Below are 14864 nucleotides of genomic sequence, written 5' to 3' on the forward strand. Positions count from 1 at the left end.
GACGAGCTTTGTCGCACCTTTTTGATATTGTCATGCCCAACAGAACGAACCTTGTTGAACTGACCATGACGCAACCTAACCAAACTCAGTATCACCTTGAGCTTATCTTGGCGATTTACAACCTTATTCCTTACAATAAGAAAGTCACCGCTAGGCAAATTCAAGCTCAATTGTCCCCTCTTGGTTTAGAGCGCTCTTTGCGCACTATCCAACGTAATCTGTCCGTTATCTGTGCCATGTTTCCCAATGTCATAGTGGATGATAGAGACAAACCCTTCGGCTACCAAAAAACCGAAACTCTGAAGATGAGCACAACGGCTCACGAAGCGGTATTGCTCTATTGGCTCATAGAGTCAACCAAGCATCACCTGCCTAGTAGCCTTGCTCCATTATTAGAGGACTTCCTCTCAAACATTACCCCTGAAGAAATCAATAACATTCAAAATCATTGGTCATCCAAAGTTCCTATCACAGTCCAAAAACCATTAAGTAACCACATTCAAGTCGATATTCAGATTTTCCAGATTGTATGTCTAGCGACACTTCAACAGCGCCTTATCTCATTAAAGATAAACAAAGATGACGACACTCTGCGTCTAACTAACGTTCAGCCAATAAGTCTCGTACTCCATCACGGAAGTCCTTATCTCGTTTGGCGGACACACTCGCATACCAAGTTGAACACCTTACCTCTTAGCAACATCCAGGAGGCCACCATGTCGAGCTTTCGCTTTGAACTTCAAACGGATGCAGCTCTGCTCACCTCTGAAGTTCAAGAGCTGTTTGATATCTCTGGCTCTCATCTTGAATTCAACACAATAGTCCCCTCTAAAACTTACTATGGAGAAATAGAATGAACCTATCTAAAACCCTACTTACCACAGCTCTCTTTACCGCTCCTTTCGCCTTAATCGGGTGTGGCGGTTCTTCTGGCGGGAGCGACCATAACGACTTAGGACAGCCGTATCAATTTGGGGGGGCTGTACAGAAAGGTCCTCTACAACCTGGCTCCGTCGTCACCGCCTATGAACTTAACCAAGACTTAGAAAAGACCGATACCTCGTACACCACTCAAATCGAGGACTATGAAGGTAATTACAACATGAATGAGCGGTTCAATACGCCTTATGTCGAGCTCGTTGCACAGGGAGATTACTTTAATGAGCTCACAGGAAAAAGTGATGAGCAGATGCGAATGAGCGCTTTTGTCGATATGAACGCGACGACACAAGTGAACTTCAATGTTGCTACAGCGGCTATGAAAGCCAGTATCATGGCAAAGGTACAAGCCGGGCAGTCCTTTGATGAGGCGGTACATGAAACCACCTCTGAGCTGCTAAGCCTTTACAGTTATGACCCTGCGCAATGGGCAGACGATATTAACTTCTATAACGTCAACCTTTCTAACGCTGGCGATACCAGCACTGTGCTGCTCGTTATCTCTGCAAGTACTTTAACCATGGCGACCGAAAACGGACTCACGTTAGAGCAACAAATCGAGAAAATTGGTCAGGTCTTGTTAGAGCCTAAGTCCGTTCAGTTTGAAGAGATGAAACAAGCATTAACCCAATACAGCCTCGCGCTATACAAAACTGCCGCTTATGAAAATACTCAGAAGTACTATGCTGACAACGGTCTAGACTTTGATATTCCACACGTTGATTACTTCATCGATATCGATGGTGACGGTGTGCTACCTAACAAAGACTTACCTGTGTTCCGCTACACCTCAGGTCTATCACTAGCTGCAACTGAAGAATATATCGGTCAGGAAGTACCAGCAGGCGTTAGCGCTATCGACTACCAAGGTCGTCCTATGACGTTCGACGTTATTGGTGAATTCAAACACGGTGAAATCGCATCAATTGAATACACCGAGACTGGTGTTGACATTTGGTACCGTTTAACCGATATCAACATTACTGAAACAGTTGATGATTGCGTTACTATCAACACGGTAAAACCTGCACCTGCTAACTTCACATACGATGCATGTGTTACTCTAACCAAACCGTAATCTTCAGCAGTTCGTAAAAATAGGAAGCCTAGCTTCCTATTTTTTTGTCTGACTCCCAATGTCATTGTGGAGCGCAACGATGCGTATTCAGAAAGAAGAAGTGAATAACTAAGTACGTGAGACGGCATTTACACTGACACAGACGTAGGGTTCTGATGACGGATATCATTAACACTACTGTTGTTATCGAGGCCAATATACCAGCGGCGCATGACCGTACTACCCAATGCTGTGTGCTTATCTAGTATACTCCGAATGGCAGATTGAAACTAAGAGGCCATATGCTATTCCAGTAATATCTACACTTATAATCAATCTACAGAGCAACCACGTTTCGAAATACTAAACAGGTGTGTATATTGGCTATCATCCTTGACTCGTTCCAAAGCAACGTTTTCCTTCATCATAATGCTTCGTTCTATTTTTGGCAAAGTAACTTAGCCTTGTAAAGAGGGCCTGGTATTTATTCTCGAAGTCATATTTATTTTGGTCTAAGTAATGTGTACCTTTATAAACAAGTTGAACCAACCTATCTGCATTATCAACATACTCTCCTAGTGCACTATTCCATGCATCTATAATGAGTCTTGCTAAACTCTCTTCATTATCTTTATAACCGCTACTCCAATATCTATCTTTATTAAAAAACAGGACAAGGTGATAGTGGTCATTTTTAGATTTATTCCTTTCCCTACACCAAACATATCGTAGGTGACATGGATATACCCTTTTCTCACTCGCTTTCATTCTTTTTTCTTGCGCTTTTATTTTTGCCTTCAATGATTCAAAGAATCGTTTAATGATATTTTTTTGATTAAATGTATTGTTCAAAATCTCATCTCTGCGAAGTATATCTTTTTCACTATCAGAAACAGGAAGTCTCAAATCCAGTCTTAACGCATGAACCCTCTTATAGTCTTTTAATACTTTAGACATGGTTAATATAATCCGATCTAGATAGTGTGTATTGAGTTCACTGACCGGATAAAGAACCTCTAAACCTTTGTAAGTATAAATCATCATTCATTCTCTTTGGTATTAATCCAAAGATATGAATTACTGTGTTATTTAATACATGGTATTTAAGGAGAGCATACTAATGCTACTAGGTAGTGGTGTGTAGGATATGAGTACTTCGTTAAGTATGTATGTATGTATGTATATTAACCATACCAACATATCGGGTAAGAGTTCAGTCTAAGCCTCCTGTATAACAGATGTAAAAGAGCGACTCTGAAGTTAGCGACATCCATGAGGAATTAGTTAATGTCAGCGTTTAACTTACATCTCTGGCTAAAACTACATTGTAGTTTGTAGATGCAGACCCAAATAGATTGAAACTACATTGTAGTAAATATAAGATGCTAGTTGCTGTACATTAACATTTCAGAGGGTTTAATTATGGAAAATTACAATGTCAAAATTAAAGATGAAAACATGGGAAGATTCTATGCTCGTCAGCTATCAAAACATGATATTAGAGCAGTATGGGAAGAATCATTAAGTATTAAAGAAAATGAAAGTATAATAAATGCTGCTCTTAAAACATATTCATTCGAAGATTGCAAAAGGATTGTCGGGAAAATAGAAGAAAAATATAATTCAATTTTATATATAAAAAATGAAATAAGAAAAAATGAAAGATTTTGTAATTTTTCATGGTTTTACATTCAAAAAAAACTATCAGGAAAACTATCATTAAATCCAAATGGAAACAGTTTTAAAGAAAGAGTAAAACGGGTAAGAATATATATAGCAAAGGTAAACAAAAGCAAGTTAAATTATATTGAACTAGAGATGAAAATCGTAAGAAAATGGAATTTATCACTTGATAAAACTGAGATCATTTCATGGTTAAAAGATGATGATGAAGAAAAAATAAAGTGGACATGGAGCTACATACTTAAACATGAGCCTTTGGTTATTAAATACATTTGGAATAATAAAAATTCAACGAAAGACCTGAAAGATTTCATTATCGCTTTTTTTGATACAATTGAAGAGAACAAAAGAGACATTACAATTAAAAGGATAAAAAAGGCATGGGATCAAAAGAAGTTTAGAGACAAAGTTCAATCTAAAAAGCAATATTGTATAAACTTATCTGAAAGCAGCAATGAAAAACTTAAAGCTATATCAATTTCAAAAAACATGAAAAGAAATAAAGTTATAGAATCACTCATAAATAATGAATTCTTAAGGCTATAGGAACCTCGCTGTATTGCTTTTAATACTCATATTAGTTTACTTAATCGTCTTCTATTTGATTTAAGTTAATAGTGTACATAAAAATTTATGTCTATACTGGGCACATTGGTTACTAGCACGAAATTTCCATGAAACAATCTCTACAGATCTGGCTTGAAGCCGCTCGTCCCAAAACACTACCTCTGGCGTTAGTCTCTATCTTAACGGGTAGCGTACTCGCCTACTCGGCAGGTCATTTCTCACTGACGATTGCCATCATGGCTTTCGTAACTGCGACATTGCTGCAAATTCTGTCCAACCTGGCAAACGACTATGGCGATGCCGTTCAAGGTACAGATAACGACAAACGCCTCGGCCCATTACGAGCGATGCAGTCAGGCGCGGTAAGTGCTAAACAAATGAAACAGGCGATTATCTTTAACATTGCTCTGACCGCCATTTCAGGCTTGGTGTTAGTTTTCTATTCACTCAGCTCACTGGAAAGCATTGTGACGTTTATCGGGCTGGGCATCTTGGCCATTCTCGCGGCCATTGCTTACACGATGGGCAGTAAGCCCTACGGTTATGTCGGCTTAGGCGATATCTCCGTATTCCTGTTCTTTGGTCTGCTAGGCGTATCTGGTACATACTTTCTGCATACAGGACATGTAGACACCACTCTATTCTTACCAGCTCTGGGCTGTGGTTTACTCGCGGTAGCGGTACTGAACATCAACAACATGCGTGATATCGAGAACGATCGCGAATGTGGAAAGCGCACAGTAGCCGTCCGTTTGGGTCAACACAAAGCCAAGCAGTACCACTTTATCTTGCTTGGTGGTGCTATTTTAGCGTTTGCGGCTTACTTGTTAATTCAAGACAAACCTCTGTGGATTAGCCTACCCTTCTTATTGAGCGTTTATGTCGTCATTCATCACGGTAAAGCCGTTTGGGATACAGAAAAACCTGCACAAATCGCTCCAATGCTGCCAGTTATCGTAAAATGCTCATTAGTCACTAACGTTTTGTTTGCAACAATTGTGGTAGCTCAAACTCTAGTAAGTTAAAAAAGGATTGTCATTGCATTGACTTAATGCCTAGATATACTCAAAGACAACCAGTTTCTGTTTAGAAAGGTACGCTATGGAATACAATACCTCAGCACTCTGCGATATCTACCTTGATCAGGTCGATGTGGTTGAACCAATGTTCAGTAATTTTGGCGGGCGCGCGTCATTTGCCGGGCAAATCACCACCATTAAGTGTTTTGAAGACAACTCACTGATCCGCGAAACCTTAGAGCAAGATGGTCTTGGGCGTGTGTTGTTGATTGACGGTGGCGGTTCCTTACGTAAAGCGCTCATCGATGCAGAAATTGCTGCGATTGCAGAAGAAAACGAGTGGGAAGGCATTGTCGTTTACGGTTGTGTCCGTGAAGTTGATGAACTAGAAGACATGAACCTCGGCATTCAAGCTTTGGCATCGATTCCTGTTGGCGCGGCAAACCAGGGCATTGGTGAGCTAGATGTACCCGTAAACTTCGGCGGCGTTAGCTTCCTTCCAGAAGATTACATCTACGCCGACAACACTGGCATCATTCTATCTCCAGAGCCACTTAATATTGACCTTGAGTTAGATGATACGGTCGAAGAGTAGTTTCCGATAGCCAGTCACCTTTTGTTGACTAAAGCGCTGCTCATACCCAAATACACAAACACCCGCCGAAGCGGGTGTTTTTAATTCTGGATGAAGAAGTGAAATTATTCCACTTCGTCCATTTTGCCAAGTAGTGCACGAATGCGCTCTTGCCACTGTGCGTGCTCTTGCTGAGCTTGCTGAGCTTTTTGCTCTAGATCTTCACGTTGAGAACGAAGCTCGTTTGCTTCCGCTTCTAGTTTTACTTTGTCTTCTTTCAGCTCTTCAACTTCCATCTGAAGAAGAGTGATTGTGTCAACTGCAGTTTGAATTTTAGATTCTAGTTGTTCTAGTACTTCAAAAGACATCTTGGCCTACCTATGTTATTCCGTTGGGACGATGCACGAGATTGGCGTGCAGCTTACCTATATAAGGTCATTCTACTCAGCGTCGCGATGAGAAACACTCACTATATTCGATATTTCGCATCATTCGGTTAAAAAATCGGCGCAATCTCACTAAACGCTGACTTTTCTTATCGGCGAAGCATTTTTGTGCAAGGTATTTACGCCTCTCCGCGACAAAAATCACCCAAGTATTGATCAAATTCAACTTAGTTAAAGTAAAAGCTCAGCAAAAAGGCAAACGTTTAACTGCCATTGTGATAGAATCGCCGCGCAAATTCCTCTTCCCTATTGCTTACTTGGAGACATCATGAAACGCGATTTAGCAATGGCATTTTCTCGTGTAACTGAAGGTGCAGCACTCGCTGGTTACAAATGGCTTGGCCGTGGTGACAAAAACGCAGCCGATGGCGCTGCTGTTGAAGTTATGCGCACTCTACTGAACAAAACAGACATCAGTGGTGAAATTGTCATTGGTGAAGGTGAAATCGATGATGCTCCAATGCTATACATCGGTGAGAAAGTTGGTCTAGGTGGCGATGAAGTGGATATCGCTGTTGACCCTATTGAAGGCACACGCATGACCGCAATGGGTCAATCGAACGCATTGGCAGTGCTTGCCGCAGGTGAAAAAGGCAGCTTTTTAAAAGCACCTGACATGTACATGGAAAAACTGGTTGTTGGCCCAGGTGCGAAAGGCGTGATCGATCTAGAAAAGCCGTTGAAAGAAAACCTAGAAAACGTTGCTAGCGCGCTGAATAAAACGCTGGACACTCTGGTTGTCATCACTCTAGCAAAACCCCGCCACGATGATGTGATAGCTGAAATGCAAGCGATGGGTGTGCGTGTCTTCGCGGTGCCAGATGGCGACGTTGCTGCTTCCATCCTAACGTGTATGCCAGATAGTGAAGTGGACCTCATGTACTGTATTGGCGGTGCACCAGAGGGGGTGGTATCCGCAGCGGTGATTCGCGCACTTGATGGTGACATGCATGGCCGCCTTCTACCTCGCCACGAAGTGAAAGGCGACACAGAAGAAAACCGTATTTACGGTGCGGCTGAACTACAACGTTGTGAAGAAATGGGCGTAAAAGCCAACGTCGTCCTAAAAATGGAAGACATGGCGCGCAGCGACAACGTCGTCTTCTCAGCAACAGGCATTACAAAAGGTGACTTGCTAGGGGGGATTTCTCGCCAAGGTAATATTGCGACAACAGAGACGCTACTCGTGCGAGGCCGTTGCCGAACCATTCGCCGTATCAAGTCGACCCATTACTTAGAGCGCAAAGATCCAGAAGTTCGCGATATCATTCTGTAATTTTGGTGTTCAGCATCGCAAAGGGTTGGCAAAGTGCCGACCCTTTTTGTTTTTGGCTCACCACCCCCCCACTCAAGTTAAGTCAATACTTTTCTTTACTAAGCCTATCGCGCATAATGTGTACGGAAATACAAATGGTGGGAATATGAAGACCGTAGATAGGATATTGCAAATCGTTAAGCGTGACGGGTCTGTCACTGCAAAACAACTCTCTTCTGAGCTTGGGATGACAACCATGGGTGCTCGCCAGCACCTGCAAGGTTTAGAAGATGATGGAATCCTGTCGATTCACGATGTAAAAGTCAAAGTCGGACGCCCTACTCGCCATTGGTCTTTAACCCAGAAGGGACATGAGCAATTCGCCGATCGTCATGGCGAACTCACCATCCAATTTATCGAAGCCGTGGAACACATCTTCGGTAAAGATGGCCTCGACAAAGTTACCTCCGAGCGCGAAAAACTGACTTTACAAAACTATCGCCAGCACCTCGACCAATGTGAGTCTTTAGAAAGCAAACTGGAAACTTTGGTTTTTCTGCGCGAAAAAGAAGGCTACATGGCAGAGCTTGAACAAGATGAGCACGGGTTTATCTTGATCGAGAATCACTGCCCGATTTGCAAAGCCGCCACGCGTTGCCCTAGTTTATGCAAATCTGAACTGAGTGTGTTCCAGTCCTTACTCGGAGACGACACGACCGTCGAGCGTACCGAGCATATCATTAGCGGTCAACGTCGCTGCGTTTACCGAATCCGCGCTTAGATATCGGCCCTTTCGCTCTCTCTTATAAATGAGACAGGCCAATGATTCATCCTTTACTCTGATTCCTGTGGTGTACGCTTGTAGTATTGAACACGAGTATCCATATGGATTTGGAGAAAGGGATGAGAACTCTACATACTCACACAACGCAAGTATTACCCTCATTTGATGAACTGGTTCAGATGGCCGAAAGCGATCCAGAAGGCTTTGAACAATTTCGCCACGAGATGGCAAAAGAAATGATAGAAAGCGCATCAGAAACGATGCAACCGCGCTTATGGGCTCAGCAAAGCCATATTGATCGCGTTATTCGCAACTGCAAAAACCCTCATCACACCAACGTCGTGTTAATGAATGAACTACAAAAACAAGTCACAAAGTTCAGAGAAGCATTACAAGGAAAAGCGGCGTCGGTTAAAAAAGACAACGTAGTCGCCTTCAACAGAAACGATTTCTACTGATGTGAGAGTCACACCTTAGGCAGAGACTCCCACACTCATAAATCACTGTGGCTCAGGACCGTATTTATTCGGGCCTGATGTGCCTTTCAAAAAACCACACTCAATCAAAATCCAAAGCCCACAAATTAATGAAATCGAAGCAATGAATAGCTGTGGCGTTGAAGGTTCTTGCGCCATTGGGCTTGTCATCGGCGTTGCGATGCGACCAATCACCAAAGGAATATTCAAGCCTAACCAGTAAATCGACTTGTCGCGGTCATGCCATCTCTTTGTCGTAATAGCCAAATCAGGAATGAGCAGTACCAACAAGAATATTGGCAGTAACAGGTAAGAAAACGCAGGAAACAACTTACTGATACCCGCACCAAAACCTATAATCGAAATGTAGTAAATCACATTCCAAATCCAATAGGTTTTGCGATCGATACGTCCGTGAAACGAAAACAGTAACTCTTTAGTCGACATCAATTTTTATCCAAAAAATAGAAAGAATACAGAGTAGCCGAGTCGGGTTAATTTGGGAAGAAACAACAAGTCGTGAACAACGTCGGCCAAGCCTTATATTCAGTTCACCACTTTTTGAAAGCTGTCCACATCCATATCTCTAATGTTAACCGTTAAACTGTGTACATGACTTGCCTGTTCTTGAAGCACAGCCATTAAAGCTCTTGATAATTCTCGCTTTTGTTCAGGCGTTCGGCCAGACAACAAATCAAAATTGATATGGATAAAATCAAGACTGTCACCCGCTTCACCAATTAGCCAGTTATGACATCTTAACGTTCTTGATTTCACAGAGGCCAACTCAAAAAGGCCACTCTCTAACGCAGCTTTATGTAAGTCTTCCAGCAAACCTTGTACATTGACTCGCTCTTCCACTGAGTTCGAATACTCTAAAACTAAGTTTGGCATTTTGATTCCTTTCTACAACATAAAAAATTCCGTGCGTAGTAATACCAATCTAGCCAGCAATTTCCGAGGAATGAACTATCATTCTGTCTACGCGATCACCAATCGATTGCTTTTGATAAAAATAACAGAACAACTTCGACTCCCGACGGAGAGAGAAAGCCACATAAGACATGATACCAATCATGATCTGTTCATATTATTCTGTTATATTCCTACGTAGATTTTTTACACTAATAGACTATTTACATTAAAGATAAGGGAGATATTCCTATGCGTCGTCCTGTAGTGATGGGTAACTGGAAACTAAACGGCAGCAAAGCAATGGTAACTGAGCTGCTAACTGGTCTTAACGCTGAGCTTGAAGGCGTTGAAGGTGTTGACGTAGCAGTAGCTCCACCAGCTCTTTACATCGACCTAGCTGAGCGTCTAATCGCTGAAGGCGGTAACAAGATCATCCTAGGTGCTCAAAACACTGACCTAAACAACAGCGGTGCTTTCACTGGCGACATGTCTCCAGAAATGCTGAAAGATTTCGGTGCTACTCACATCATCATCGGTCACTCAGAGCGTCGTGAATACCACAACGAATCTGATGAGTTCATCGCTAAGAAATTCAACTTCCTAAAAGAAAACGGCCTAACGCCTGTTTTCTGTATCGGTGAATCTGAAGCTCAGAACGAAGCTGGCGAAACTGAAGCAGTATGTGCACGTCAAATCAACGCAGTTATCGACACTTACGGTGTTGAAGCTCTAAACGGCGCAATCATCGCTTACGAACCAATCTGGGCTATCGGTACTGGTAAAGCAGCAACAGCTGAAGATGCACAACGCATCCACGCTTCTATCCGCGCACTAATCGCAGCGAAAGACGAAGCTGTTGCAGCGCAAGTAATCATCCAATACGGCGGTTCTGTTAAGCCAGAAAACGCTGAAGCTTACTTCTCACAACCAGACATCGACGGTGCTCTAGTGGGCGGCGCTTCTCTAGACGCTAAGAGCTTCGCAGCAATCGCTAAAGCAGCGGCAGCAGCTAAAGCTTAATTTCACTTTTTATTAAGCGGAAATAACAAAGGGATGCATCACGCATTCCTTTTTGTTTGCCTGAGAACGACCCGTTGAATTCTGTCACTCCCAAAAGCTTATGTGACATTAGAAACCTTATCCCTCTGCATATCCAACACAACCAAACAAAAGACATATTCTATGAGAATCCCGTCATTCCGAGGAGCCTAAGCGACATCAGGAATCTACTCACCACATGTGTCAACCCCAAAGCAAAGCAACGGAGACGCCTTACATCAAAACAAAGAACTAAATCTCACTTCCAGTTATTCCTACTTAATTCCATCCAACCAACGAACTCTATTCACTTACCCTACCCTCAAGATTTAGTATTGACCTATGCTTGTTCAAGGAGGAGCAATCGACATGACTGATCCGCACCACCAGTTTTGGACACCGAGTTAAGTGAGTACAATCACTAACGAGGAGAACCATGACAAACAAAAAGAAACGTATTATCCATTCTCCTGAATTTAAAGCCGAAGCCCTGAAGCTAGCAGAGAAAGTGGGAGTGGCTGCGACAGCAAGACAGCTCTCCTTGCATGAATCTCAGATCTACGGTTGGCGTAAGGCCGTAAAGAAAGACACCACGACCAGTCAGCGAGAGCAAGAGCTAGCCGCTGAAGTAGCCAAGCTCAAAAGGCAGTTAGCTGAACAAGCAGAAGAGCTAGATATCGTAAAAAAGGCCGCCACCTACTTCGTATATGGAATCCACGGGTTTTACAAGATAAAAATGTGCAATGGATAAGATGCGGTCGTATATTCGGTTTCTTATTGAAGGAGCTACCTTCTAACCTTTGATGTGTGCGCACCTACCGTCCTTGTCGCGAAAGAAGCTTTTAATAGCATTGCGAAGTAGTCAGGGTCTCAGTAGGCTGGTCTAACCATTGAACATCATTATTTGTAATCTGTTAATTCATATAGCTAAATAGATAATGGCTTTGGCTGATATTCCGTTTCATAGTGGAGCATTGCCCAAGCTGTCCTGACCGTCTTGTTTGCCAAGGCGATACAGGCTCTTTTGAACCCAACCCTAGCGACTAACTTGATAAGCCATGCCTGTTTCTGGTTTTTTGGCGATTCGGGCAATCGGTAAATATATGCCATGGCACCAAGGTATAGCATTGAACGGAGATCTTTGACACCGCCAAATTTATCTATACCCAGCATCGTCACTTTACCGCCTGAGCTGTATTGTTTCGGTGTTAGCCCAACAAATGCTGAAGCTTGCCTTCCATTGGTAAATTGCGTTCCGTTACCTAAAGTAGCGTAGAGCATGGAAGCTGTTGTTTCACCGACACCTTCCAGTGCCATGAGCCTTTTGCAAGGTTCTATCTGACGAGTTGTCGAGTTCATGGATTTCTGGAGCTTGCTTAGTTCATCTTTCAGATTAAGGTATTGGTGCCATAGCATCGACAAGGTTGTGACCAAGCTTGCTGGCAGAACATCGCTTTCATAGAGTGTTGAAGTGACCAATGCAGCCAGCCCTTTAGTACCTTTTGCTTTGACGATACCGTACTCGTTAATGATGCCTCGGATGTGCAGCCCCAATGACACTATGGTTTTTGATAGAAACTGGCGATTTGCTTCAAGAGACATCAAGGTTTGTTGCTCCATTGATTTGGGCTTGCTGTATTTTATTCCTATCTGGAGCGCCGCATTAGCGATGGCAAGAGCATCATTGGCATCAGTTTTATGGCCATCAACATATGCCTTCACCTTTTTCGGATTGATTATCCGTACTTCGTGGCCGAAAGACTCAGCGTATCTGCCCCAGTAGTGGCAACTAGCGCAGCCTTCTAGAGCAACAAGAGATGGCTTGGATTTAGCAAGTAACTCCTTAAGTTTCTGCCTGCTTACTGCTTTATTACTGAGCAGTTCTCCCTGGCGGCTAATATGGCAAACCTGTAACACGTTTTTTGCTAAATCTATACCGATGACGTTCGTTCTTAGCATGATGACACCTCGTTTTCATGTTCCTGCCTATGCCTAAGTTTTGCAGAGAATGAGTGGATTCCATACATCGCGAAAAATCTAAAATAGATTGCTATGAATTTATGCTCGAACACCTGCTGTGCTTCAGTGTTGTCCGTATGGCTAAGGTGTTCAGGGTTTCTCGAAGTGGGTTTTATTATTGGATTAAGCATCGTCACAAGGCCATCCAGCGCGAGACTATTCGTCAAGAGCTTGATACAAAGGTCAAAGATGCTTTTGACAACAGTAAAGGTCGAGATGGTTCAAGACGTATCCAGAAAGAACTCGCTGAGAACGGTAATAGCCATAATGTTAAAACCATTGCAGCCAGCATGAAGCGTCAGGATTTAACGCCGAAAGCGGCACGCAAGTTTAAGTGTACAACGGACAGCAAGCATAAGATGCCTGTAGCTCCGAACTTGCTAGTTCAGGACTTTACTGCAACGGCTCCGAATCAAAAATGGGCGGGCGATATCACGTATCTTGCCACAATTGAAGGCTGGTTGTATTTGGCTGTGATCATTGACCTTTACTCACGGCAAGTAATTGGTTGGTCAATGGATACGAAGATGATGGCAACACTGGTCTGCGATGCATTATCAATGGCTTTGTTCCGTCGAGAGTTCCCTGAGCAGGTTATTCTTCATAGTGATAGAGGTAGCCAGTATTGCTCGAAAGATTATCGAGACCTCATAACTGCTTATAATCTAAAGCAAAGTATGAGTAGAAAAGGAAACTGCTAGGATAATGCGTATGTTGAGAGCTTCTTCCATTCGATGAAGGTTGAAGCGATCCAGTACGAACCGATCATGACCAGAGATGAGATGCGCCAAACAGTCTTCGAGTACATTGAGGTTGATTATAATCGGACGAGAAGGCACAGTGCTCTTGGGTATCTAAGCCCAGTTAACTTTGAACAGAAAAATGTCGCTTAATGAAGTGTCCAGTCTGGCTGGAGCAGATCAGTAATGCTTCAATTAGAAGAATTGACCCTGGAAAACCAACATTTGAAGGAACAGAACACTCATCTAAGGTGTACTAATTCAGACCTGATCTGACAGTTACCCACTTTTTGACTTGGTGCCTGTCAGATTATATCTGGGCTAGATTCTTTTCAGCCCAGATTGATTTCCCATCTTCTAATGTCTCTACTGGCGTTCTGCCGCAGCACATTTTTCCTTGATGAGTACGATGATTGTTGTAGTAGTCCATCCATTCGTCCAGATCTTTCTGTAATTCTTCCATTGAGCCATACAGTTTCTTTCTGAACGTCACTTGATAAAACTCATTCAATATGGTCTTGTGGAAGCGCTCGCAGATACCATTTGTCTGTGGCGACATCGCTTTAGTTTTAGTGTGGTCGATATCATTGATGGCAAGATAGAGTTGGTAATCGTGCTGTTCAACACGACCACAGTATTCAGTACCTCGGTCAGTTAAGATTCGCAGCATTGGCAGCCCATGAGCCTCGAAGAACGGTAGAACCTTATCATTCAACATATCTGCTGCGGTGATTGGTGTTTTTGTCGTGTAGAGTTTAGCGAAGGCAACTTTGCTGTAGGTATCAACGAACGTCTGCTGGTAGATGCGTCCAACACCTTTAAGGTTGCCAACATAAAACGTGTCTTGAGAGCCAAGATAACCTGGGTGCACTGTTTCTATCTCACCACAAGCTTCGTCATCATGCTTCTTGCGCTCAAGGGCAGTAACTTGCTCGTCTGTTAGAATGATACCGTTCTCAGCGACCTGTTTTTCTAACGCAATAAGGCGCTTTTTGAAGTTTTCTAAGTCATTGCGAAGCCAGATTGAACGCACACCACTTGGAGAGATAAATACACCCAGTTTACGTAGCTCGTTGCTTGTTCGAACTTGCCCATGAGCAGGGAAGTCTATGGCGTATTTGAGAACGGCTTGCTCAGTTTCACTATCGACTCGATTCTTCAGGTTTGGTGTTCTTCGACTTTGATTAATTAGAGCATCAATACCGCCAGTTTCGACTAACTCTTGATAACGGTAGAAAGTGTCTCTTGATGCACCCATTACCTTACAGGCTTTTGATACGTTGCCGAGTTCTTCTGCAAGATTGAGAAGGCCAGCTTTGTGTTTGATGATTGGATTGCTAGTATGAAGCATG

15 protein-coding genes and 2 pseudogenes are annotated in these 14864 nt (G+C 42.9%); 11 read left to right on the forward strand and 6 right to left on the reverse strand.

Annotation, left to right across the window (positions count from 1 at the left end):
• Window positions 1–32 precede the first annotated feature (32 nt).
• Together OU793_RS20560 and OU793_RS20565 are read left to right on the forward strand one after the other, a co-directional pair.
• Window positions 33–857, forward strand: a complete 825-nt coding sequence (locus tag OU793_RS20560) for a YafY family protein (RefSeq protein ID WP_042771706.1) — start codon at window positions 33–35, stop codon at window positions 855–857.
• On the forward strand, window positions 854–2017 hold the full coding sequence (locus OU793_RS20565) for a hypothetical protein (RefSeq protein WP_042771707.1): 1164 nt from the start codon (window positions 854–856) through the stop codon (window positions 2015–2017). The genes OU793_RS20560 and OU793_RS20565 overlap by 4 nt, the downstream gene beginning before the upstream one ends.
• Window positions 2018–2383: 366 nt before the next feature.
• On the opposite strand, the gene OU793_RS20570 is transcribed toward OU793_RS20565, so the two are convergent.
• Window positions 2384–3040 carry an inovirus Gp2 family protein gene (locus tag OU793_RS20570; protein WP_042771709.1) on the reverse strand — a complete coding sequence of 219 codons (657 nt, stop codon included), beginning with the start codon at window positions 3038–3040 and terminating at the stop codon, window positions 2384–2386.
• Window positions 3041–3418: 378 nt separating this feature from the next.
• Here OU793_RS20570 and OU793_RS20575 point away from each other — a divergent pair, with 378 nt between their 5' ends.
• From OU793_RS20575 to rraA, 3 genes are all read left to right on the forward strand, one after another.
• Window positions 3419–4225 carry a hypothetical protein gene (locus OU793_RS20575; RefSeq protein WP_042771712.1) on the forward strand — a complete coding sequence of 269 codons (807 nt, stop codon included), beginning with the start codon at window positions 3419–3421 and terminating at the stop codon, window positions 4223–4225.
• Window positions 4226–4353: 128 nt separating this feature from the next.
• On the forward strand, window positions 4354–5271 hold the full coding sequence (locus OU793_RS20580) for a 1,4-dihydroxy-2-naphthoate polyprenyltransferase (protein WP_042771713.1): 918 nt from the start codon (window positions 4354–4356) through the stop codon (window positions 5269–5271).
• A gap of 76 nt (window positions 5272–5347) precedes the next feature.
• Window positions 5348–5860: a ribonuclease E activity regulator RraA gene (rraA, locus tag OU793_RS20585; RefSeq protein WP_005457192.1), complete on the forward strand. Its 513-nt coding sequence runs from the start codon at window positions 5348–5350 to the stop codon at window positions 5858–5860.
• Window positions 5861–5964: 104 nt separating this feature from the next.
• Here the strand turns inward: rraA and zapB are convergent, their stop codons facing one another.
• Window positions 5965–6207 carry a cell division protein ZapB gene (gene zapB / locus OU793_RS20590; RefSeq protein ID WP_005481417.1) on the reverse strand — a complete coding sequence of 81 codons (243 nt, stop codon included), beginning with the start codon at window positions 6205–6207 and terminating at the stop codon, window positions 5965–5967.
• Between the two features lie 346 nt (window positions 6208–6553).
• Here zapB and glpX point away from each other — a divergent pair, with 346 nt between their 5' ends.
• The 3 genes from glpX to OU793_RS20605 all read left to right on the forward strand — a co-directional run bounded on the left by glpX (window position 6554) and on the right by OU793_RS20605 (window position 8782).
• Window positions 6554–7561: a class II fructose-bisphosphatase gene (gene glpX, locus OU793_RS20595; protein WP_005489568.1), complete on the forward strand. Its 1008-nt coding sequence runs from the start codon at window positions 6554–6556 to the stop codon at window positions 7559–7561.
• Between the two features lie 145 nt (window positions 7562–7706).
• Window positions 7707–8321 (forward strand): metalloregulator ArsR/SmtB family transcription factor, encoded by a 615-nt coding sequence (locus tag OU793_RS20600; protein ID WP_005489474.1) that lies wholly within the window; start codon window positions 7707–7709, stop codon window positions 8319–8321.
• 104 nt (window positions 8322–8425) lie between these two features.
• A complete protein-coding gene (locus OU793_RS20605) occupies window positions 8426–8782 on the forward strand; it encodes a DUF3135 domain-containing protein (RefSeq protein ID WP_031809737.1) in 357 nt (118 codons plus the stop codon).
• Window positions 8783–8824: 42 nt separating this feature from the next.
• Here OU793_RS20605 and OU793_RS20610 read toward each other — a convergent pair whose 3' ends face one another.
• Window positions 8825–9247, reverse strand: coding sequence for a DUF805 domain-containing protein (locus OU793_RS20610; RefSeq protein WP_005458874.1), 423 nt, complete (start codon window positions 9245–9247; stop codon window positions 8825–8827).
• 99 nt (window positions 9248–9346) lie between these two features.
• Window positions 9347–9694, reverse strand: a complete 348-nt coding sequence (locus tag OU793_RS20615) for a 5-carboxymethyl-2-hydroxymuconate Delta-isomerase (protein WP_005489609.1) — start codon at window positions 9692–9694, stop codon at window positions 9347–9349.
• A gap of 270 nt (window positions 9695–9964) precedes the next feature.
• Here OU793_RS20615 and tpiA point away from each other — a divergent pair, with 270 nt between their 5' ends.
• Complete coding sequence (gene tpiA, locus OU793_RS20620; RefSeq protein WP_005466271.1) at window positions 9965–10735, forward strand: triose-phosphate isomerase; 771 nt, start codon at window positions 9965–9967, stop codon at window positions 10733–10735.
• Between the two features lie 454 nt (window positions 10736–11189).
• A pseudogene (locus OU793_RS20625) lies at window positions 11190–11458 on the forward strand (transposase); the annotation flags it as partial.
• Between the two features lie 222 nt (window positions 11459–11680).
• Here OU793_RS20625 and OU793_RS20630 read toward each other — a convergent pair.
• Window positions 11681–12712 carry an IS110 family transposase gene (locus OU793_RS20630; protein WP_024702350.1) on the reverse strand — a complete coding sequence of 344 codons (1032 nt, stop codon included), beginning with the start codon at window positions 12710–12712 and terminating at the stop codon, window positions 11681–11683.
• A 68-nt stretch (window positions 12713–12780) separates the two neighbouring features.
• Here OU793_RS20630 and OU793_RS20635 point away from each other — a divergent pair.
• Window positions 12781–13665 (forward strand): annotated as a pseudogene (locus OU793_RS20635) (IS3 family transposase); the annotation flags it as partial.
• Between the two features lie 157 nt (window positions 13666–13822).
• Here the strand turns inward: OU793_RS20635 and OU793_RS20640 are convergent.
• Entirely contained in the window at window positions 13823–14863 is a 1041-nt protein-coding gene (locus OU793_RS20640) for an IS481 family transposase (protein WP_005489462.1), read from the reverse strand.
• Between the last annotated feature and the right edge of the window lies 1 nt (window position 14864).

The sequence above is a fragment of the Vibrio sp. VP6 genome (assembly GCF_028823755.1).
Classification (GTDB): domain Bacteria; phylum Pseudomonadota; class Gammaproteobacteria; order Enterobacterales; family Vibrionaceae; genus Vibrio; species Vibrio parahaemolyticus.

Bases quoted from the DNA above. Each gene is read 5' to 3' on its own strand.
- zapB (WP_005481417.1), bottom strand. From the start codon at position 6,207: ATGTCTTTTGAAGTACTAGAACAACTAGAATCTAAAATTCAAACTGCA.
- OU793_RS20575 (WP_042771712.1), top strand. From the start codon at position 3,419: ATGGAAAATTACAATGTCAAAATTAAAGATGAAAACATGGGAAGATTC.
- OU793_RS20560 (WP_042771706.1), top strand. From the start codon at position 33: ATGCCCAACAGAACGAACCTTGTTGAACTGACCATGACGCAACCTAAC.
- OU793_RS20605 (WP_031809737.1), top strand. From the start codon at position 8,426: ATGGATTTGGAGAAAGGGATGAGAACTCTACATACTCACACAACGCAA.
- OU793_RS20610 (WP_005458874.1), bottom strand. From the start codon at position 9,247: ATGTCGACTAAAGAGTTACTGTTTTCGTTTCACGGACGTATCGATCGC.
- OU793_RS20580 (WP_042771713.1), top strand. From the start codon at position 4,354: ATGAAACAATCTCTACAGATCTGGCTTGAAGCCGCTCGTCCCAAAACA.
- OU793_RS20565 (WP_042771707.1), top strand. From the start codon at position 854: ATGAACCTATCTAAAACCCTACTTACCACAGCTCTCTTTACCGCTCCT.
- tpiA (WP_005466271.1), top strand. From the start codon at position 9,965: ATGCGTCGTCCTGTAGTGATGGGTAACTGGAAACTAAACGGCAGCAAA.
- OU793_RS20570 (WP_042771709.1), bottom strand. From the start codon at position 3,040: ATGATGATTTATACTTACAAAGGTTTAGAGGTTCTTTATCCGGTCAGT.
- rraA (WP_005457192.1), top strand. From the start codon at position 5,348: ATGGAATACAATACCTCAGCACTCTGCGATATCTACCTTGATCAGGTC.
- OU793_RS20630 (WP_024702350.1), bottom strand. From the start codon at position 12,712: ATGCTAAGAACGAACGTCATCGGTATAGATTTAGCAAAAAACGTGTTA.
- glpX (WP_005489568.1), top strand. From the start codon at position 6,554: ATGAAACGCGATTTAGCAATGGCATTTTCTCGTGTAACTGAAGGTGCA.
- OU793_RS20600 (WP_005489474.1), top strand. From the start codon at position 7,707: ATGAAGACCGTAGATAGGATATTGCAAATCGTTAAGCGTGACGGGTCT.
- OU793_RS20615 (WP_005489609.1), bottom strand. From the start codon at position 9,694: ATGCCAAACTTAGTTTTAGAGTATTCGAACTCAGTGGAAGAGCGAGTC.
- OU793_RS20640 (WP_005489462.1), bottom strand. From the start codon at position 14,863: ATGCTTCATACTAGCAATCCAATCATCAAACACAAAGCTGGCCTTCTC.